Raw genomic sequence first — 20,385 nt, forward strand, 5'->3', positions numbered from 1 at the left:
CCACCTTGCCCTATTCCAAAAGAACAAGCTGATTTTCTAAGAATAGGAATTTGTCTCCTCGTTTGCTAAGTGATTGCATGAGCCTCTATAATACGTATAGGTACATAATCTATATGAAAAAAGCTGAAGCACAGATGGAGGAAGATGAATAGGAATGGGTATTGCAGGAACCTTTATTTTTATGATCGTGATCGGCGCTGCCATTGGAGCGGTGACCAATCATTTAGCAATTCAAATGCTGTTTAGGCCGTATAAAGCATACTATTTGTTTGGGAAACGAGTTCCTTTTACGCCCGGGCTGATTCCAAGACGGCGAGATGAACTTGCAAAACAAATGGGACTGATGGTAGTCAATCATCTCTTAACCCCTGAAGGCATTAAAAAGCGGCTCGTCTCTGATGCAGCCAAAACGCAGGCTCTTCGAGTGGGGGAACAGCTGATTCAAAAGCTGTCACTTTCTGAAGTGACAGTAAAAGAAGCGCTTGAAAAAGCCGGGATGAAGCGCCCCGAAAAAGCTGCTGATGCATGGATCAGCAGCTGGACGGATGATAAGCTGAATGAGCTTTTCCGCCAATACGGGCACCAATCGTTAAAAGAGCTGGTGCCTATAGAGGTGCAGGAAAAGCTAGAGGAAAAGATTCCGATGATTTCAGGATATATATTGTCACGGAGTGTCCGTTATTTTGAAAGTGATGAAGGAAAAATCCGTCTTGGCAATATGATTGATGACTTTTTAAAAGAGCGCGGCATGCTTGGAAGCATGGTGCAAATGTTTCTTGGCAATTCAAGCCTTGCGGATCGCGTGCTGCCGGAGCTGCTGAAATTCTTGCGGAATGAGGAAACAAATAAATTGCTTTCTGATCTCTTAAAAAACGAATGGGGCAAGCTGAGGGAGTATACGTTTAATGAAGCAGATGAAAAATGGAATGCAAAGGCGCTCATTTTCAGTTTGAAACGAAGAGTGCTGCAAGCATTTTCGACTGCCCCTTTCTTCGACAATACGATTGGCACGCTTACCGTCCGCTATGAATCTGAGCTGACCCAGCAAATGCTGCCGGCACTGTTAGACAAATTGCTTGAAGGGATTTCGTCCAACCTTGAAAGTGTCTTAAAACGGTTGCGTCTTGAGGAAATCGTCAAGGAGCAGGTGGATCAGTTCCCGGTGGAGCGTCTTGAAGAAATGGTGCTGTCCATTTCAAAAAAAGAATTTAAAATGATTACCTATTTGGGGGGCCTTCTCGGCGGAATGATAGGCGCGATTCAAGCACTGTTTGTCATCCTTTTTTAAGAAGAAATGGTTTTTGATTAATGAAAGGAGCTCCATAGTCTGTTATAGTGGAGTGGTATGTCAAACGGCAATGATGAAAGGAGCTATTTACAATGGCTGTTAATTTTTATGATGTAGCGTATGATCTGGAAAATGCATTACGCGGGAGCGAAGAGTTCACCCGTTTAAAAAACCTTTACGACGAAGTTAACGCAGATGAATCAGCGAAGCGCATGTTCGAAAACTTCCGTGATGTACAGCTTAGACTCCAGCAAAAACAAATGGCAGGAGAAGAGATTACACAAGAAGAAGTGACGCAGGCTCAAAAAACAGTTGCGCTTGTACAGCAGCACGAAAAAATTTCTCAGCTGATGGAAGCGGAGCAGCGCATGAGCATGCTGATTGGTGAATTGAACAAAATCATTATGAAGCCTTTAGAAGAGCTTTACGGCAGTGTTGAAGGCTAATCAGCAAAATCCCTTCTTGAATAAGAAGGGATTTTTTATTCATTCAGCAAACTTGGAAATCCAATGAATCTTTTACCTCTCCATTGATGATGACTGATAATGTATGAATTCCTTTGTAATGCTTTCTGGTGGTTAAATCCTTAAAGGATTGGATTCTTGTGTATGACTTTGTTTCGTTTTTTCGTATATTTGTTTCTGTTATTTTAAATACTTTCTGATGACGCTGGCCTCTTGCTTTTACAAAATCAATTGCGTACTCAATTCTTACTTTTTGATCCCTGTCTGAATGAATATAGAAAGAAAATTCAAGGCTTTCGCCAATAACTATACGTTTGGGCTGACATGTTAAATCATGTAGTTGTATCGAATCAGCATTTTCATAACCAAAAAGCGCTAAGGCCTGTTTATCACCCTTTTTTAATAGGGTCCGATAGGCATGTTTGATAATCCAGTCTGTATGGGGATGTGTTCCGTACCATTGATCTGCGACTTTTCTCAGTAAATGAGGATGCGTTTTTGATATATCATTAAGGTTGTTGGCCACGCTTTTTCTTACATATAAGGACTTGTCCTGCATCAGCTTCTCAAGGATCGGTAATACGGGGGAAGGGTCCGATTTCAAAGCCGGTATCGATTTTCCCCATGGCAGTCGGGGCCTGCTGCCTTCGCTCGCAAGTCTTCTTACGTGTTCATTTTTATGCTCAGACAATGCAAGCAATTGTGCGATCATCTTTTCTTGATCTAACAGCAAAAAAGGCCTTACAGCAAATTCTGAGGTCGAATATTGCGTAAAGTATTCCAATGCCTTTATTGATTCTTCCCAATGCGCTAACCCGTACTGTTCCACATAATCCGGAAATAAAATTCCGCTGAGTCCTTTAAAATGAGGGGCTGTATCTCGTAAAATTGCGAGCGCTTCAACGTATTGCTTTGGCAAAGTTTCGTATAAAGAAACTGTCATGCGGCGCATCCGCTCTTTTAAAGTGAGTTCAGGCCAGTCCTCCAGCCGTAATGTATCCAAGAATCTGTTTTTGTTAAAATCAGGATAGGATGACCTTACATGATGGATCAACTGAGATATCAGTTCTTCATTATATATTTCTTTTAAATCAGCCATATAAACACCGCTTTTTCGTTTATTATTTATATTGTATGGGAATATACGTTCTGAATCAAGCGTATGGTCCTAAAAATTAACAACTGATCCTACCACGGATATACAAAAGTTGGTTACTTTTTTTAGTTAAAAAAACCCTTGTCATCGGCAAGGAAAACTGAGATAATAAAATTGAAAGCGCCTACACTTACCTATTTCAAATGGATACGGTCGCATATCATGCCGTTATATAGAGGGGATAAGCAACAGAGAGTAAGTGTTCGGAGCGCATCATTGGTCAAACAAGGGGTTCCTGATACATGATTTTTCGTAAATCGAAATAACGATATTAGGGAGAATGGCTGCTTCGATCGTATCCTATCAACAAGCCATACATAAAGTCTGCTGAGCCAGGCTTTTTTTGCTTTAAGAAAAGGTTGTTCTAAACACAGAGACAGGGTCATATCCTATACACAAGTACAGTCATCAAGGAGGGGGACATCTCTGTGTCAAAACAATTGCTTGCCTTAAATATAGATGGAGCGCTGCTTCGGTCGAACGGGAAGATTCATCAGGCAACGAAAGACGCGATTGAATATGTAAAGAAAAAAGGGATTTACGTCACACTTGTGACCAACCGTCATTTTCGCTCAGCACAGAAAATAGCGAAATCGCTAAAGCTTGATGCCAAGCTGATCACCCATAGCGGGGCATATATCGCTGAGAAAATTGACGCCCCGTTTTTTGAAAAAAGAATTTCTGATGATCATACCTTTAACATTGTTCAAGTGCTGGAGAGCTATCAATGCAATATTCGGCTTCTTCACGAAAAGTATTCCATCGGAAACAAGAAAAAGGTGAATTCGAATTTATTAGGGAAAGCACTCATTCATCCGTCTGACCCGATCTTTTATCCAGTCCAGTTCGTTGAATCATTAAGCGATCTCCTCATGGATGAGCCGGTGAGTGCACCCGTCATCGAGGTGTACACGGAGCACGACATTCAGCATGACATTACAGAAACGATTACAAAAGCCTTCCCTGCGGTGGACGTGATTCGCGTAAACGATGAGAAGCTGAATATCGTCCCGAAAGGTGTCTCGAAGGAAGCGGGGTTGGCCCTCGTCGCTTCAGAGCTGGGCCTGAGTATGGAAGATGTCGTGGCCATTGGGCATCAGTATGACGATCTGCCGATGATCGAACTTGCAGGTCTTGGGGTAGCGATGGGGAATGCCGTTCCGGAAATTAAGAGAAAGGCAGATTGGGTTACAAGGTCCAATGACGAGCAAGGTGTCGCTTATATGATGAAGGAATATTTCCGAATGCAGCAGCGAAAAGGATTTCTTGATAAGTTCCACATGAAACGTGTGTAAAAAAGCCGCTCGCACCCTGACAGGTGCGGCGGCTTTTTTGCCGGATTGATTTTAGCAGTTTATTTCTGTACACTAAAGAAAGTTTTGAATCTGATAAATTAGGTGATGAAGTTGCAAATTAAAATAGAAGGCATACATGATGACCGCCTGCATCGGCCTCTGCAAAATATTGCAAATTTGTTTTATGAAGAGTGCGAGCTTGCGTATGGCGGAGAGGAGCCCGCAGATTTTGTCATTTCTTTAGCGTTGTCACAAACGGATGAGCATGTGACGGTTTCGGGAGAAGTGAAGGGTACTGGCATAAAGGAACAGCATACAAAAATTTTTTCTCCCGGCATGACTGAAAAAGAAGCTTTTAAGCAAGTGAAAAACACAATTTCTTATGTGTATCTCAATCTTCTTCAGGCGCATACGGGCATTACGCAGAAGTGGGGAATCCTGACAGGAATCCGGCCCACAAAGCTGCTTCATAAAAAACTGCAAAGCGGAATGTCCAAGGAGCAAGCGCATGCTGAGTTGAAAAAAGACTATTTAATTCATGATGAAAAAATCATGCTAATGCAGGAAATTGTTGACCGTCAGCTGGCGGCAGTTCCGGATTTGTACCGAGTAAAGGATGAAGTCAGCATTTATATCGGCATTCCGTTCTGCCCGACAAAATGCGCGTATTGCACATTCCCTGCGTATGCCATCCAGGGACAGGCGGGCAGAGTCGGCTCATTCCTATGGGGACTGCATTACGAAATGCAGAAAATCGGTGAATGGCTGAAGGAGCATGATGTTAAGGTTACAACCATTTACTTTGGCGGCGGGACGCCGACAAGCATTACAGCGGAGGAGATGGATCTGCTGTATGAAGAAATGGTCCGCTCCTTCCCGGATGTGAAAAACATTCGTGAGATTACGGTGGAGGCCGGTCGTCCTGACACGATTACAGAAGAAAAACTCGCCGTTTTAAACAAATATGACATTGATCGGATCAGCATCAATCCGCAATCCTATGAAAACGAAACGCTAAAGGCGATCGGGCGGCACCATACGGTTGAAGAGACCATTGAGAAATATCATCTGTCACGCCAGTACGGCATGAATAATATCAACATGGACTTGATTATTGGTTTGCCTGGGGAAGGCGTGAAGGAGTTCAGGCACAGTCTTTCAGAAACAGAAAAACTGATGCCGGAATCCCTTACCGTTCATACTCTTTCATTTAAACGGGCGTCAGAAATGACGAGAAACAAGCATAAGTACAAAGTTGCCGGCAGGGAAGAGGTTTCTCAAATGATGGAAGACGCGGTAGCCTGGACGAAAGAGCATGGGTACGTGCCTTATTATTTATACCGCCAGAAAAACATTCTTGGAAACCTTGAAAACGTCGGATACTCTTTGCCGGGACAAGAAAGCATCTACAACATTATGATTATGGAAGAGGTCCAGACGATTATCGGAATCGGCTGCGGCGCTGCTAGTAAATTTATTGATCGGGATACAGGGAAAATCACGCATTTTGCGAATCCGAAAGATCCGAAATCGTACAATGAGCGCTTCGAGCACTACACGGACGAAAAAATCAAATATTTAGAGCAGATTTTTGAGAAGACGACAAAGCAGCACTGATCACAGTGCTGCTTTTTTTTATCCCTGTTTTTTTGCGGGCTGAACCTCAGGCTTCCATTTAAATACCTTGTTCAGCAAGCGGTAAATTCGTTTTGATTCCTTTGTTACAAGCGGTCCCAAAATCGCCAGAATGAGAACATATAATGCGGCAAACGGCTTTAATGTGGCCGACAGTCCGCCTGCTATTCCGAGATTCGCAACGATAATCGAAAATTCTCCCCGCGATACGATCGTCAGCCCGATATTCGATGAAGCCTTATGAGAAAGCCCTGCGCGTCGTCCTGCCACCATTCCGGCGATAAAATTTCCCAGAATGGTCAAAATCACTGCACCCAACGCAAGCCAAACCGCTTCACCGAGCGAAAACGGATCGATGCTGAGGCCGAAGCTGAAAAAGAACATCGCACCGAAGAAGTCGCGAAACGGAACGACGAGGTGTTCAATCCTATCGGAATGCTCTGTTTCTGAAAAGACCAAACCGAGCAACAGCGCGCCGATTGCTTCCGCTACATGAATCGTCTCGGAAAACCCGGCGATAAAAAAGAGCGCTGCGAAAATGACGATAATAAACACTTCGTTTGAGCGAATGTCCAACAGTTTGTTCAACAGCGGCGGGAGTTTTCTTGCTGCGATAAAAAACAGCAGCATATAACCGAAGGCGATCAAAATGGACAAGAGTGCACTCCCTACGGATGTCGCATCACCTAGCACAAGGCCGGAAACAACGGACAGATATACGGCAAGGAAAATATCTTCAAACATGATGATGCCGAGAATCAATTCGGTTTCCGGATTGGCGGTTCTTTTTAAATCAACGAGCACTTTTGCGACAATCGCACTTGACGAGATTGTGATGACGCCTGCGAGGATGAGGACTTCCAGAAAGGAAAATCCGGTGATAAACCCGTAAAGCAGTCCGAGGCTGAAGTTAATCAAAATATAAATCGTCCCGCCGACCGCGATTGATTTTCCAGATTTGATTAACTTCCCGACAGAGAATTCGAGTCCGAGATAGAAGAGGAGGAACAGTACGCCCATTCGCCCGAAAAACTCGATGATTTCACTGCTTTGAATAAATGTTAGATCAATAATCCCTATTTTCGGCGCGTGCGGTCCAACAAGCATTCCCAGCACAATCAGAAACGGAATAATCGAAAATTTAATTTTATTGGCGATCACACTGGCGATTGCCACAAGCACAAGTGCAGTTCCGACTTCAAATACAAGATGGTCCATCGGGGCTCACACGCCCTCTCCAGAAAGAAAATCGTGAATCAGTTTCTTCAGATGCTTTCTCTCACCTGAGAGGACAAGGGTGTCATTTTCTTCAATAATCGAATCGGCTCCGGGATTTAGGAGCTTTTCCTGGTTGTGTTTGATAATGGCAATCACAGTGACATCGTAATTCTGGCGAACATCAAGCTCTCCGAGTGTGCGTCCGATCGATTTGGCGCCTTTTTCGACCTTAAACCATTCAATAATAAGATCGCTGAAGGCCATCTCGATGGACTCCAGAGCTTGCGGTTTATAGACCATACCCCCGAGAATAGCTGCAATTTGCCTTGCTTCAGTATCATCCAATGAAATATTTGAAAGAAGCTCATCCGGGTCCCGGTCATTAAACCGGTAAATTTCCCTTCTTCCGTCATCATGAATGATAATCGTCATTTTTTCATGGCTTCTTGTTTCGATTTCAAACTTTTTGCCGATGCCCGGCAGATCGTTTTCTTTAATATTCAATGAAAATCCCTCCGAATGTAGTGTTGGCAGTATGGGGTGAGTTACAAATAAAACTTGAGCAAATTATATTCGGAGGTAATTAGACTGGTATTTGACAGGGACGGCCCAAGCCTTTTCCAGCCTGTTTATCAGCGGTTCGTCAAGTGGTTTGACAGAGAGCTGCCTGACAGACTGCGCCAGCGGGCTGTACTCTTTGATCAGCTCAGCCGGGTGCATGCTGCCCGGCGACGGCGTTTTTGCCGATTGTGTTTCCTGCGGATATGAGGACATAGGCACATAGCTGTCAGTGCTTGCTTCAAACTGGGAAGGCAGAACCACGTCCGAAGGGGGAAAGTACACCATAAATAAACTTAACAGAAAACTGATCAGCAATTTATCCATGTTCCTTTCCTCCCTTCTCATCAAGATATCCCTTCTATTTCACTATATAAAACTTTATGTTTCCATTCAAACAATATGCATTTTTCAGTATCTATTGACCTTGAAAAATAAAAAGGTTTATTTGAGGATGGCGGGGAATGTATAGGAGAAAGAAAAAAGCAAGCGCATACATGGAGGTGCTTCATATGGAGTTTGTTCAATATGCATGTAATGGGGCCGTTGCAGAGATTATCCTGAATCGGCCTGATGCCCATCACGCCCTGAATGAACAGATGCTGTCTGAATTGAAGGAGGCAGTCGAAATGGCGGCTGCAAGCGAGGCGCTCATCGTTCTCCTGAGAGGAAGCGGGAAAGGCTTTTCGGCCGGCGGTGATATCAGGATGATGACATCAGAGCATGACTCTGATCAATTTAAACGGCTGATGGATACGATTGAGGCTGTCACCCTGAATTTATATCAGATGAAGAAAGTGACAATTGCAGCCATTCATGGCGCTGCTGCGGGACTAGGCCTGAGTTTGGCGCTTTGTGCGGACATTGTGCTCGCTGAAAAAAACGCCGTCCTCGCGATGAATTTTATCGGCATTGGGCTTGTTCCGGACGGCGGAGGACATTATTTGCTGAAGAAAAGAATCGGTGAAGCAAAAGCGAAAAAACTGATTTGGAGCGGAAAAAAACTATCTGCCTCGGAAGCTGACGATATGGGGCTTCTTGATGGGACATTTGCCGGAGACCCTGCCGAAGGCGCAAGACCCATTATCGAAACCCTGTTGGCCTCCCCTCTTTTGGCGATGATCGAAACGAAAGCTATTTTTCAAAGCCTCCAAATTGAAGAACTGAAAAAAGTGCTATTCCTTGAGCGCAGCGCCCAAGAGAGAATGAGAAGGACCAAGGATCACCAAGAAGGAATCCGTGCCTTTTTAGAAAAACGGGAGCCGAAGTTTCAAGCGTAACAGATCAGCCGGAAAGCTGATCATCTGTGAAACAAAATCAGCTTTCCGGCTGCATTGACTAAACGATGAGTATGACTATGAAGCTCTTTTTCTTTTAAGAGGGCTTCACCATGCGTTTTTGCCGCTTCTTCATGTTCTGCCTCGAATTGCTCGTTTACCAGCGTGTTCCCCGAAGGATCAAATACGGTAAGGAAATAATCAGCCATCAGGTTTCTCCTCCATTTTAAGGTTTATCAGTCTTTCTTCATTTATATTCTAAATAGGAAATCAAAATCCTTTATTATGCTTAATCCAAAATTAGTATATAATGGGTCAGGGAAGGAGGAGATTCAGTGCTTACAATTGATCACGTAACGAAGACATTTGGAGATTATAAAGCCGTAGACGGATTGGACTTAGATATTCCGGAACAGCAAATGTTCGGTCTATTAGGCGCAAACGGAGCGGGAAAAACAACGACGTTTCGCATGATCCTAGGATTATTAAGCATTACGGAGGGCTCAATCAGCTGGAAGGGCCGTCCTGTGAATTATCATATCAGCAACAAAATCGGTTATTTGCCGGAAGAGCGGGGCCTTTATCCGAAAATGAAGGTAAGGGATCAGCTCGTCTATCTTGCCAGATTAAAAGGGATGGAGAAGCGGGAGGCTGTAAAAGAGCTCGGGACATGGCTTGAACGCTTCAATATCACAGATTACGAGAATAAGAAGGTGGAAGAGCTTTCAAAGGGGAATCAGCAGAAAATCCAATTCATTTCGGCAGTTTTGCATAAGCCGGAGCTCCTGATTCTTGATGAACCATTCAGCGGCTTGGACCCTGTCAATGTTGAGCTGTTAAAAGAGGCTGTGATCTCGCTGAAAAACAGCGGTGTTTCTATTTTATTTTCAAGCCATCGGATGGAACATGTGGAGGAGCTTTGTGAGAACCTTTGCATATTGCAGAAAGGAAAACCGGTTGTACAAGGCAAGCTGAAGGAGATCAAGCGTTCTTTCGGTAAAAAGAATGTTACGATTCACTCCGATGACGATCTGCGCTTTTTGCAGTCTCATGAAGGCATTCTTCAATGGAAGGAAACGGCAGACGGCGTCAAGCTGCAGATTGCCAATGAAGACATTTCTCAAGAGATTTTTGCGATGCTCCAAGGAAAAGGGTTTATCAGAAAGTTTGAGCTTGAAGAGCCGTCACTGCATGATATTTTTATAGAAAAGGTGGGGGCCGTCTATGAATAAATTTTGGATCATGCTTTCTCATACATACAAAAATAAGATTATGGCAAAATCCTTTATTATATCGACTGTCATCACGGTGCTGCTTGTTTTAGTTGTAACGAATCTGGAGTCGATCATTTCTTTGTTTCAAGGTGACGATGCGAAAGAAAAAATTGCCGTTGTTGATGAAACAAACGAATTATATCCGGTTTTTTCAAAGCAGCTGAAAGCGGTGGATACAGATGGCGATCTTGATGTGAAGCTGTCGAAGCAATCGGAGGATGAGGTCACAAAGCAAGTCAAAGATGAATCACTCGATGGCATGCTCATCATCAAACGAGATGAAAAAAGGACCATTTCAGGAACATATAAAGCGTTAACGATTTCTGATGAAAGCACGTATCAAACGCTGCAGCAGGCGCTGACGCAAACCAAAACAGCTGTCGGAACAGCGGAGCTCGGCGTGTCGCAGGAAACGATCAGCAGCCTTTATGCGCCCGTTACTGTGGGGCAGAAGGCGCTGAAAGAAGGGGCAAAGTCTGAGGAAGAGCTTGGCCAGACGGTAGGGCTTGTTTACATTATGCTGTTCGTCATTTATTTTTCGGTAATTATGTATGCCAGCATGATAGCGATGGAGGTCGCAACCGAAAAATCTTCGCGAGTTATGGAAATCCTGATCTCAAGTATGCCGCCGATCCAGCAAATGTTTGCAAAGCTGCTTGGTATTGGGCTTGTCGGGATCACACAGCTTGCTATTATAATAGGAGCCGGCTCTCTGTCGCTTAAGCTGAACCAAAAGAGCGAAACGGCTTCATCTGTCGGCGGATTCCTTAATTTGACCGACGTATCTGCAACCACTGTCATCTATGCTGTCATTTTCTTTTTGCTCGGATACTTTTTGTACGCGACACTTGCCGCGTTTCTCGGCAGTGTCGTCAGCAGAATAGAGGACGTGCAGCAAACGATCACGCCGATGACGCTTTTGGTTGTCGCCGGTTTTATGATCGCGATGTTCGGTTTGAATGCGCCTGACGCAGGATTTATTACGGTAACTTCGTTTATTCCGTTCTTTACGCCAATGATTATGTTCCTGCGCGTCGGCATGCTTGATATTCCGTTCTGGCAGGCGGCTGTCGGAATCGGAATCACACTGCTCACCATTGTCATACTGGCCGTTATCGGCGCCAGAATTTATAAAGGCGGTGTATTAATTTACGGCAATTCAAGCGCGTTCAAAGCGATCAAACAAGCGCTTCGTTTAGCGAAAAACTGATTGGAAAACAGCCTGGGGATTCTCAGGCTGTTTCTTTATTGACAGAACGTGCATTCGCAAGAATTCGGTGCTAAAATAAGGGTACTTCATCCTGGAAAGGAGCAGAATGTTGACTGATCTAACCTTTATTCATGCGGCAGATCTTCATCTTGACAGCCCGTTTTACGGGATATCGCATCTGCCGGAGCCGATTTTTGCCCGGATTAAAGAAAGCACGTTTGCAAGCGTGAGACATATGATAGACGCCGCAGTGAGAGAACACGTTGATTTCATTTTGCTGGCGGGAGATCTGTTTGATGAAGCCAATAGAAGCTTAAAGGCTCAGCTCTTTTTGAAAAAACAGTTTGAAAGACTCAGAGAGTGCGGGATTTCGGTATACGTCATCTTTGGGAATCACGATCATCTTGGCGGGGAGTGGACGCCGATTGAATGGCCTGAGAATGTCCATATTTTTTCGTCCGCTGTTCCAGAAGAAAAATCGTTTTTTAAAGAAGGCAGGCGCATAGCAAGCATTTACGGCTTCAGCTATCAAGCCAGAGCAGTGACGGAAAACCAAGCCGCCCGCTATCGGAGATCAACTGACGCACCGTTTCATATCGGCATGCTCCACGGCACGCTGTCAGGATCTGAAGGACACGATCCGTATTGCCCGTTTACACATGACGACCTCGTGAAAAGCGGGATGGATTATTGGGCGCTTGGCCATATACATAAACGCCAGGTTCTATCTGCCGATCACCCGGCAGTCATTTACCCGGGAAACACGCAAGCACGCCATATGAAGGAGACGGGAGATAAAGGCTATTATCTTGTTCATGTGACAGACAGAGATATATCTTATGAATTTCAGAGAGCGCATGATGTCCTGTGGGAAAAAGCGGCGGTTGATGTGACGGAGGCAAAGAATATGACCGCCCTCTTCCAAATGGTGGAGAACACGTTTTCGAAGCTGCGGCAAAAGGGGAGCCCTGTTTGTGTAAGGCTTGTTTTACAAGGGACGGCGCCGGAATGGCTGCTGGAGGCGCCAAAAGGCACCTTGGATGAGTTTCTTGAAGCTCTTCAGGAACAAGAAGCGGAAGAGGAACATTTCGTTTGGCCTCTTAGATTGGATGATGAGACTGAAAACGAAGCAAACCTAACAAACCTTGATCCTTTTTTTGGCGGTTTATTTGGAGACATTGATCGCAGCGATCTGTCAGACGTGCTGGAAGGGCTTGAGCGGCATCCAGTGTATAGAAGGCACGCGGACCGGTTTAGACAAGAGGAGGTAAAGGAAATAAAAGAGCAGGCACAGATATTATTGAAAAAACAGCTTAAGGTGCTTGATACATGAGGCGGTGACAGCTTTGCGAATTATATCTTTACATATCTACCAATACGGAAAATTTTCTAATCGGACCTTTCGCTTTTCCGCCTCTCCTGTCCAAGTCATCTACGGATTAAATGAGGCAGGAAAAACGACGATGATGTCATTTATTGAAAGCATGCTGTTCGGTTTTCCGAAAACGAAAAAATATGAACCGAAAACAGGCGGTGTCTACGGCGGTGTTCTAGAAGCTGAACATCCTGAGTATGGGGTGCTGAAGATCGAACGGACGAAAGGGACTGCCGAAAAACTAAGCGTGTACACAGAAAAGGGCGAAGTAAAGCAGGGAGATGTTTTAAAGCAGCTGTTCCAGGGCACAGACAGGTCGTTGTACAAAGCCATTTATTCGTTTGACGTATTTGGGCTGCAGGAAATTCACGCCTTTAATCGGGACAAGATAGGGGAATTTTTGCTCTTTTCCAGCTTGTTTGGTGCTGAAGCCGTATCAAAGCTTGATACAAGGCTGACGAAGGAAAGCGAAAGGCTCTATAAACCAAATGGGCGAAACCCTCAATTGAATCAGGAGCTGGAAACGCTTAAGCAGCTGGCAGTGAAGCTAAAACAGGCTGAAGCAGAGGAAGCGGGCTATCATCAGCTTCTCGAGGAAAAACGAACGCTTGAAGCCCGCCTTGCAGCCGCGGAAATCGAATTGAAAGAGACGGCAGGACATATCCGAATGATTGAGGGGGCGATTGAGCGAAAGCCGCTGCTAAATGAAAAAGCGACACTCGAACAGGTGATTGCAGAATGTCCGGAACATGCAGGACAATTTCCTGCTGACGGACTGCATCAGCTGGAAAAATATGAATCCCATCTTCACCCGAAATCAGCACAGCTTGAGGCGCTTCGGGTGAAGATGGCGGAGTTGGACAAACAGAGGCAAAAGCTTATCCCCGATAAAGAACTATTGGCGAAAGAAACGCTGATACAAGAGCTTTCGGCAGCGTTTCATATGTACCAATCCTGGGGAGAACAGCTGGCAGCCATTCAGGCACAGCTGCGCCAGACGTCTGCGCAGACAGCGGCAGGGCTGGAACAGCTCAATAAAACGGATGAAAATGAGCTCCTGAATATGAACACCTCATATGATTATGAATGGCAGCTTCAGCAAGCGGTGCAGCAATATGTACAGGCAAGAGACAGAAAACGGCAGCTTGACGAGACGTTTGAACTTGCCCGGCATGAGCTGGAAGACGCGGAAAAGGCCGTTCGTGCCGCTTCGTCCGCGATTCTTGAAAACAGCCAAAGAAAAGATAAAGAAGCAGCTCTTAGAGCATATGATGAAACACAGGGGCAGCACCAAGAGCAAGCGAAGCTCAGAGAACAGCTAACGTTTTTTGAAAGACAGCAGGCTAAACAGAAAAAGACTGTCATTGCAGCTGGTATGTTGTTTATCGTTCTCTTTTCTCTGCTGCAGCAATGGATTCCTGCCATAAGTTTCGGCGCTGCACTTATTGTGTATTGGCTTGTATCAGGAAAAACGTCTTCTCGAAACAGCCGAGAGACAAGACAACCCATGACGGATATTTCACCAGCAGAAGCTGAAATGCTTAGAGAAGCGTTATGGGAGGATGACCGCAATAAGCAGCACCTTCTCACACAGCGTGCAGCGCTCCAGCAAAAGGAGGCGGCGTATGAAAGGGTCATCCAGCAGTTTGAACATTGGGAAGCCGAAATGGCGCCGTCCTTTACACAGGTTGAGCGTTTTATGAATGAGCTCGGATTTAAGGAAGATCCATCATTTTTGCTTGAGGCATACAGCTTAATGAAGGATGTTAAAAAAGAAGTGAAGAAAAAGCATGAGCTGACCATTGAAGCAGGCAGGCTGAAAAAGCACCGGAGAACATTCGAAGAACGCGTCAGTATGCTTCGTCCCGTGAATCAGAGTCAGGATATCTCCATTTCGGACGCCCTTCACACATTGCGGAAAAACATTGAACGTGAAAAAGAAATTGAGAAGCAAAAAAAGGAAATTGAAACAGATATTCATTATACAAAGGAACAGATGCTTGAACTTGAGCAAGAAATACAGTATTTCCACGCACAGATCAAACAGTTATTTGCCGCGGCTGCTGCAAAAGACAGAGATGCGTTTTTTGCCATAGCCGACATCAGCAGGCAATTGAAGGATACGGAGAACAAGCTTCATCACGTAAACGCACAGCTTCAAGGCGGGCACCCGGAGGAACTTGAACTGGCGGATTCCAATACGCTTTCTGAATTGAAAGATAAGCAATTTGTTGAGAATGAAAGAAAAGAGCGGCTGACTGAGGAGATCGAGCAGCTCCGCAGCCAAATCGCACTGCTCTCAGTCAAACAGGAACAATTAGAGGCTTCGGGATTGGTCTCAGACCTCAAGCTTCAAACCGAAATGCAAAAAGAACGTGTAAAAGAAACGGCTAAAAAATGGGCCTCGATACAAATGGTCAAACAGGTGATCAGAAACAAATTGGAGCGGCATAAAAAAATCGAGCTTCCGCGCCTTCTGGAGACAGCAGGAGAATTCTTCCGCCCTCTGACTGACGGAAACTACCAAACCATTTATTTTTCTGAAACGGATGATTCGATCATGGTTATGCATGGCGATGGAACTGTCTATCATGCGGAAGAGCTGTCACAAGGGACATGTGAACAGCTGTATACAGCGATCCGATTTGCTTTGGCCGTTACGCGCCAGGATGGGGCAATGCTTCCGTTCCAGCTTGACGACAGTTTTGTTCATTTTGATCAGGAAAGGCTGAAACGTGTATTACATGTTCTGTATGATTTATCCGAAGGCGGTAGGCAGATTTTGTATTTTACATGCCATGAGCACGTAAAAGATGCATTTCATAGCAGCCAAATCATCCATTTGGTGTCATAAAAGAGGTTCTATAGCTGAAAATCGGTATGTGATATACTGGTATTATGTAAGATACGGAGGGAGCTTTAATAGAATGGCTAAAGGGATTATGCTACATGAGGTTGGCGAACAGGTGGACCAGTATCTATTGATTAAATCCTCGACGAAAGGGATTGCAAGCAATGGAAAACCGTTTCTGACGCTGATGCTGCAAGACCAGTCAGGCGATATTGAAGCGAAGCTGTGGGATGCCAAGCAAAGTGATGAAGTGACCTATGCGCCGCAGACGATTGTCAAGGTCGTCGGCGATGTTCATCATTATCGCGGACGCACCCAGCTGAAGCTAAGAAATATCAGACCGGTAAGCGAGCAAGAAAACGTCAATATTGATGATTTTTTAGAAACCGCGCCGATTCCGAAAAATGAAATGATGGACACCATCACTCAATATATATTTGAAATGAAAAATCCGAATATCCAGCGAATCACAAGGTTCTTGGTTAAAAAACACGAAGCTGAGTTTATGGATTATCCGGCGGCTACGAAAAACCACCATGAGTTTGTCTCAGGATTGGCGTATCATGTTGTCTCTATGCTGAACCTGGCGAAAGCAATAGCAGATTTATATCCGTCTCTTGATCGTGATCTGCTTTACGCCGGTGTCATCCTGCATGATCTTGGAAAAGTGAAGGAGCTGTCCGGCCCTGTTTCCACTTCGTACACGGTTGAAGGCAATTTGCTCGGCCATATTTCAATCATGGTGACAGAGCTTTCTAAAGCGGCTGAGGAGCTTCAAATCGATTCTGAAGAGGTGTTAATTCTTCAGCATTTGATTTTGAGTCACCACGGCAAAGCAGAATGGGGCAGCCCGAAACCGCCGATGGTGAAAGAAGCGGAAATTCTTCACTATATAGACAATCTGGATGCAAAAATGAATATGATGGACAGAGCGCTTGAGCGCGTGAAGCCGGGCGAGTATACTGAACGCGTATTTGCACTGGAAAACCGTTCCTTTTATAAACCGACATTTCATAAATAACGTAAAAAGGACTGATGCTGACATATTCAGCTCAGTCCTTTTTGATGCGTCTTTCCCGCACATAACTCGTCTCATTCCCGCATATGGTTAAGAATAAAGAATCTATGCAAAGGGGGAGGAGCCCGTGTTATTTTTTCCATGGTGGGTGTATCTTTGTATTGTAGGCATCATTTTCAGCGCATATAAACTTGTGGCGGCAGCCAAAGAGGAAGAAAAAGTAGACCAGGCTTTTATTGAAAAAGAAGGGCAGATTTATATGGAGAGGATGGAAAAGGAGCGAGAACGCCGCAGTTCTCAGCAGCATGAAGAAGAAAATCAAAACCATTCCATCGCATAAAAAAAGCTGTGCGGCTCATTGAGCCTGCACAGCTTTTTTATTATTTAGAACTGCTTGAAGGCGAAGAAGTGCTGTTGCTTGTTGAAGATGTATTAAATGTGTCTTTCAGATCTTTATCTTTTACTTCGATGTCAGCTTTCTTCATGACTTTTTGAACAGCTTCCTGAACAGCTGCGTTGTCATTTAATTTTTGTTCAAGCACTTCAGATTTCAGTTCTTTTTTCATATCATCGTATTTGCCGCGTTCTTCTGTCTTTTTAATGATATGGTAGCCGTATTGCGTTTTGACAGGGTCACTGACTTCACCTGTTTTTAATTTGAATGCAGCTTTGCTGAATGTTTCGTCCATTTGGCCTTCTTTTGCAAACCAGCCTAGATCTCCGCCTTGTGAAGCAGAGCTGTCTGTTGAGTATTCTTTCGCAAGATCTTCAAACTTCTCGCCTTTTTTCAGCTTTTTCTCTACTTCTTCAGCTGTCTTTTTATCAGCAACAAGGATGTGGCTTGCACGGATTTTGCCTTTTAAGCCTTCCCAGTATTCTTTGATATCGGCGTCTGTAACTTTGATGTTATCTTTAGCCGCTTTTTGTGTCAGCAATTCATATTTTACTTGTTCTTTCAGGTAATCCTTGCCATATTGCTTTTCGAGGGCAGTATATTGATCGCCAAGCTGCGTTTTGTATTCTTTCAGCTTGTTGTCAATTTCTTTATCCGAAACTTTATACTTCTTGTCCAATACTTTTTCTTGCACTAGCTGTGTCAGTACGCTTGCGCCAGCTGTTTTCTTCATGTTTGTGTAAAGCTCGCCTTTTGTGACATCGCCTGCGTCTGTTTTTGCGATAACTTCTTTGTCGCCGCTGCTGCAAGCACTGAGAGCGAGGATGCTTGTAGCAGTGATAGCTGCTATTGCGATTTTCTTCATTGGTTTCAAACACTCCTAATCATTCCAAATTAAATTACCTATGCGTATCATAACATATTGTGGCTTTCTGTAAAAAGATTTTAAATAAAGGGCATTCGTCTAGTCAAACTTTTGCTGACGACATACTTATATATTGATCAAGAAAAGGAGGTATGTAACATGAGCGGAGGATACTCTAACGGATTCGCGTTGCTCGTAGTACTGTTCATTTTGCTTATCATCGTAGGTGCAGCTTACATCTACTAAGCAGCCCGAGGATCGCTTGCAACATAAGCGATCCTTTATTTTCACTAGCGCCTAATCGTTTCAAACATGAATTGCATAACATGTAATTGGTAAATAAAGCTTATTACAGGAGGTGCTTTTTAAGATGGGTGAAGTATTTGCAGGCGGATTCGCTTTATTGGTTGTGTTATTTATTTTATTGATTATCATCGGCGCTTCTTGGCTGTACTAATCAACATAAAAAAGCATAGCTGCTTCATCAGCAGCTATGCTTTCTTTCGTATTTACACTGTAAAGGAGATCTCCACAAACGAAGAGATCAGTAAAATTAATATAGATACATTAATAAATCGGAATACCTTATCTTGCCGCTCTTCAGGAATCTCTCTGACAAGGCATAATGTATTGGTGAGCCTGTTTATGAAATATAAAATAAACACGGCAGCCACGATAAAATAGAATAAAATGATGGGAGATTCCCCCTCTCTCTGAACTGTCCCATATTACATTACCAAATATTTATTAAAAAAGATAGAATGCAAATTGAAAAATCGCCACCAGCACCAGGGGTTGACTACTTTTCAACAAGAATATCCAAGCCGTCTGCTTCCTGATCAATAAAAGCGGTTTTCGGTGCTTTTATCAGCTTGAGAGCCAGCAGGAAATCAGGCAGACAGTAGCCGGCGTGAATGCCCGAGATCATGCAGAAATAATGAGCGTGATTCGGAAATGCCAGTGCTGCGTAAAACAATACCGGTGTAATCAGCAAGAACGGGCTTACCAGTGAAATGAGCATTGTTGTTTTTGGTATACGTTTCCATGTGCGCATGCGCAATATGTAAAACTTTTTTTCTATTTTTCTTTTTTTGCAGATGATTGGCAGGACATGGATGACTTTATGTACAAATAAAATAACGACGAGCAAACCGCCGAATAAAGATACATATTCATCGCTTAAGCTTGTGCCAGGCCGCAGCAGCTCAAAAGCTAAAAAGGTAGATATAAAAACCAAAATCATAAAACATACAGCAGTTAATATTATGCGAACGGCGCCATAATCCTTCATGAGATTTATGGTCTTCCAGCAATTCATCAAAGTCATCCTTCCATACATCTTGAATAGAATCTCAAAATAATTTACTCCTCCCAAGAGAAAAAATCAATGCTTTTTTAAGAAAAAATATCATCCGGCAGGTATTTTTTTGAAACAAGCAAACAAACTGCGAAATATGGGGTTAGAACTTTCTTCTCAGTGAATTATCAGCTAAAATAAGATTAAAGATAGAAAGAAGTGATGTGGATGGATTCGATGGATCATCGCATTGAGCGATTAGAATATTACATACAATTATTAGTGAAAACAGTAGATATGGACAGGTACCCCTTCTATGCGCTTCTCATTGACAAAGGGCTGAGCAAGGAAGAAGGGGAAGCGGTTATGAGGATATGCGATGAATTGTCGGAAGAGCTGGCAACACAAAAAGCGCAAGGATTTGTAACCTTTGATAAGCTCCTTGCGCTTTTTGCCGGACAGCTGAATGAAAAATTAGATGTTCATGAAACGATTTTTGCCCTGTATGAGCAGGGGCTTTATCAAGAGCTGATGGAAGTCTTTATCGACATCATGAAGCATTTTGATTAACTGTTTACAGGTTCGAGCTCTTCAGCCGGTTCATCCGCCGCACTGTCCTTTGCTTTTTTCTTCAGTTTTCCGTTTACGCTTTCAAAGTCATTGTCAATATTGGTGAGTGACGTTTCGAAAATTTCCATAAAATCATCGCCGTAGATATGGCGTATCATACACATCATTTCTGCCACTTCAGGAAATTTTCCGAATAAATGATACAAAGGCTGTGACCCTTTAAAAACAGCGTTGCGTGTCGGATCAAATTCCTCAAGCAAGCTCCAGAATACCTCGGTACCTTCCTCAGTCAATTGGACATATGTGTTCCGTTTATCATTCAGCCGTTTGGAGAACCTTAAATATCCCCGTTCTTCCAGCTTTTTTGAAAAGTTGAATGCGGTTGATACGTGCATGACCCCGAACTTCGCGATTTCAGAAATGGAAGCTCCATTCAATTGATACGCAATCCATAAAATATGATGCTCATTAATATTCAGGTCATACGGTTTGAGCCATTGCTGCCAATCCTTCTCGATTGATTTCCAAAGAGCCTTGCTAAGCTGAGCCATTTTCTGGGTGAAGACTAGAGCTTCTTTCACATCATAGGGCGGTTCCACTCGATTCATTACGTCACCTGCTTCTCTTTTTCTTTTTCTCT

The 20,385-nt window shown here is 43.9% G+C and carries 23 protein-coding genes; 14 read left to right on the forward strand and 9 right to left on the reverse strand.

Features of this window, described 5'->3' with window-relative positions; genetic code table 11:
• The first annotated feature begins 154 nt into the window (after positions 1-154).
• Positions 155-1,288, forward strand: a complete 1,134-nt coding sequence (locus AC0OMA_RS05540) for a DUF445 domain-containing protein (RefSeq protein WP_063334969.1) — start codon at positions 155-157, stop codon at positions 1,286-1,288.
• 92 nt (positions 1,289-1,380) lie between these two features.
• Positions 1,381-1,734: a YlbF/YmcA family competence regulator gene (locus tag AC0OMA_RS05545; protein WP_003224239.1), complete on the forward strand. Its 354-nt coding sequence runs from the start codon at positions 1,381-1,383 to the stop codon at positions 1,732-1,734.
• A 43-nt stretch (positions 1,735-1,777) separates the two neighbouring features.
• Here AC0OMA_RS05545 and AC0OMA_RS05550 read toward each other — a convergent pair whose 3' ends face one another.
• A complete protein-coding gene (locus tag AC0OMA_RS05550; protein WP_181218698.1) occupies positions 1,778-2,851 on the reverse strand; it encodes a DNA alkylation repair protein in 1,074 nt (357 codons plus the stop codon).
• Between the two features lie 485 nt (positions 2,852-3,336).
• Here AC0OMA_RS05550 and AC0OMA_RS05555 point away from each other — a divergent pair, with 485 nt between their 5' ends.
• Both AC0OMA_RS05555 and AC0OMA_RS05560 read left to right on the forward strand, forming a co-directional pair.
• Entirely contained in the window at positions 3,337-4,203 is an 867-nt protein-coding gene (locus tag AC0OMA_RS05555; RefSeq protein WP_181218700.1) for a Cof-type HAD-IIB family hydrolase, read from the forward strand.
• Between the two features lie 111 nt (positions 4,204-4,314).
• Positions 4,315-5,820: a coproporphyrinogen III oxidase gene (locus AC0OMA_RS05560; RefSeq protein WP_181218702.1), complete on the forward strand. Its 1,506-nt coding sequence runs from the start codon at positions 4,315-4,317 to the stop codon at positions 5,818-5,820.
• 18 nt (positions 5,821-5,838) lie between these two features.
• Here the strand turns inward: AC0OMA_RS05560 and khtU are convergent, their stop codons facing one another.
• The 3 genes from khtU to khtS form a co-directional block, all read right to left on the reverse strand.
• The gene (khtU, locus tag AC0OMA_RS05565) at positions 5,839-7,056 is read right to left on the reverse strand and encodes a K(+)/H(+) antiporter subunit KhtU (protein ID WP_063334972.1); all 1,218 of its coding nucleotides are present in this window, start codon (positions 7,054-7,056) and stop codon (positions 5,839-5,841) included.
• Positions 7,057-7,062: 6 nt separating this feature from the next.
• Positions 7,063-7,560: a K(+)/H(+) antiporter subunit KhtT gene (gene khtT / locus AC0OMA_RS05570; RefSeq protein WP_015383233.1), complete on the reverse strand. Its 498-nt coding sequence runs from the start codon at positions 7,558-7,560 to the stop codon at positions 7,063-7,065.
• 63 nt (positions 7,561-7,623) lie between these two features.
• Positions 7,624-7,962: a K(+)/H(+) antiporter modulator KhtS gene (khtS, locus tag AC0OMA_RS05575; protein ID WP_080030652.1), complete on the reverse strand. Its 339-nt coding sequence runs from the start codon at positions 7,960-7,962 to the stop codon at positions 7,624-7,626.
• A gap of 164 nt (positions 7,963-8,126) precedes the next feature.
• Between khtS and AC0OMA_RS05580 the strand changes: the two genes are divergently transcribed.
• Positions 8,127-8,894, forward strand: a complete 768-nt coding sequence (locus AC0OMA_RS05580) for an enoyl-CoA hydratase (protein WP_015483023.1) — start codon at positions 8,127-8,129, stop codon at positions 8,892-8,894.
• A 20-nt stretch (positions 8,895-8,914) separates the two neighbouring features.
• Here AC0OMA_RS05580 and AC0OMA_RS05585 read toward each other — a convergent pair whose 3' ends face one another.
• Positions 8,915-9,100 carry a YhzD family protein gene (locus AC0OMA_RS05585; RefSeq protein WP_003233264.1) on the reverse strand — a complete coding sequence of 62 codons (186 nt, stop codon included), beginning with the start codon at positions 9,098-9,100 and terminating at the stop codon, positions 8,915-8,917.
• 126 nt (positions 9,101-9,226) lie between these two features.
• Between AC0OMA_RS05585 and AC0OMA_RS05590 the strand changes: the two genes are divergently transcribed.
• From AC0OMA_RS05590 to yhaL, 6 genes are all read left to right on the forward strand, one after another.
• Complete coding sequence (locus AC0OMA_RS05590) at positions 9,227-10,123, forward strand: ABC transporter ATP-binding protein (RefSeq protein WP_003233262.1); 897 nt, start codon at positions 9,227-9,229, stop codon at positions 10,121-10,123.
• Complete coding sequence (locus tag AC0OMA_RS05595) at positions 10,116-11,375, forward strand: ABC transporter permease (protein ID WP_474221958.1); 1,260 nt, start codon at positions 10,116-10,118, stop codon at positions 11,373-11,375. The genes AC0OMA_RS05590 and AC0OMA_RS05595 overlap by 8 nt, the downstream gene beginning before the upstream one ends.
• Positions 11,376-11,481: 106 nt before the next feature.
• Entirely contained in the window at positions 11,482-12,708 is a 1,227-nt protein-coding gene (locus tag AC0OMA_RS05600; protein WP_100506238.1) for a metallophosphoesterase family protein, read from the forward strand.
• Positions 12,709-12,712: 4 nt separating this feature from the next.
• Complete coding sequence (gene sbcE / locus AC0OMA_RS05605; protein ID WP_474221959.1) at positions 12,713-15,604, forward strand: DNA repair/recombination ATPase SbcE; 2,892 nt, start codon at positions 12,713-12,715, stop codon at positions 15,602-15,604.
• A gap of 73 nt (positions 15,605-15,677) precedes the next feature.
• Entirely contained in the window at positions 15,678-16,622 is a 945-nt protein-coding gene (yhaM, locus tag AC0OMA_RS05610) for a 3'-5' exoribonuclease YhaM (RefSeq protein WP_003245698.1), read from the forward strand.
• A 124-nt stretch (positions 16,623-16,746) separates the two neighbouring features.
• Positions 16,747-16,959, forward strand: coding sequence for a sporulation protein YhaL (gene yhaL / locus AC0OMA_RS05615; protein WP_003233252.1), 213 nt, complete (start codon positions 16,747-16,749; stop codon positions 16,957-16,959).
• A 40-nt stretch (positions 16,960-16,999) separates the two neighbouring features.
• On the opposite strand, the gene prsA is transcribed toward yhaL, so the two are convergent.
• Positions 17,000-17,878, reverse strand: a complete 879-nt coding sequence (gene prsA / locus AC0OMA_RS05620; protein ID WP_015383240.1) for a peptidylprolyl isomerase PrsA — start codon at positions 17,876-17,878, stop codon at positions 17,000-17,002.
• A 159-nt stretch (positions 17,879-18,037) separates the two neighbouring features.
• Between prsA and yhzE1 the strand changes: the two genes are divergently transcribed.
• Together yhzE1 and yhzE2 are read left to right on the forward strand one after the other, a co-directional pair.
• Positions 18,038-18,124 (forward strand): sporulation protein YhzE1, encoded by an 87-nt coding sequence (gene yhzE1, locus AC0OMA_RS05625; RefSeq protein WP_003327753.1) that lies wholly within the window; start codon positions 18,038-18,040, stop codon positions 18,122-18,124.
• Positions 18,125-18,248: 124 nt separating this feature from the next.
• Positions 18,249-18,335 (forward strand): sporulation protein YhzE2, encoded by an 87-nt coding sequence (yhzE2, locus tag AC0OMA_RS05630; RefSeq protein WP_003155248.1) that lies wholly within the window; start codon positions 18,249-18,251, stop codon positions 18,333-18,335.
• 52 nt (positions 18,336-18,387) lie between these two features.
• Here the strand turns inward: yhzE2 and AC0OMA_RS05635 are convergent, their stop codons facing one another.
• Positions 18,388-18,570, reverse strand: a complete 183-nt coding sequence (locus AC0OMA_RS05635; protein WP_024571667.1) for a hypothetical protein — start codon at positions 18,568-18,570, stop codon at positions 18,388-18,390.
• Positions 18,571-18,677: 107 nt separating this feature from the next.
• Positions 18,678-19,196 carry a DUF3267 domain-containing protein gene (locus AC0OMA_RS05640; RefSeq protein WP_003245590.1) on the reverse strand — a complete coding sequence of 173 codons (519 nt, stop codon included), beginning with the start codon at positions 19,194-19,196 and terminating at the stop codon, positions 18,678-18,680.
• 207 nt (positions 19,197-19,403) lie between these two features.
• Between AC0OMA_RS05640 and AC0OMA_RS05645 the strand changes: the two genes are divergently transcribed.
• Complete coding sequence (locus AC0OMA_RS05645) at positions 19,404-19,745, forward strand: YhaI family protein (RefSeq protein ID WP_009966921.1); 342 nt, start codon at positions 19,404-19,406, stop codon at positions 19,743-19,745.
• Here the strand turns inward: AC0OMA_RS05645 and AC0OMA_RS05650 are convergent.
• A complete protein-coding gene (locus AC0OMA_RS05650; RefSeq protein ID WP_003239501.1) occupies positions 19,742-20,353 on the reverse strand; it encodes an HTH-type transcriptional regulator Hpr in 612 nt (203 codons plus the stop codon). The two genes, AC0OMA_RS05645 and AC0OMA_RS05650, sit on opposite strands and share 4 nt — an antisense overlap.
• Between the last annotated feature and the right edge of the window lie 32 nt (positions 20,354-20,385).

Source organism: Bacillus sp. AMCV2, from assembly GCF_056033925.1.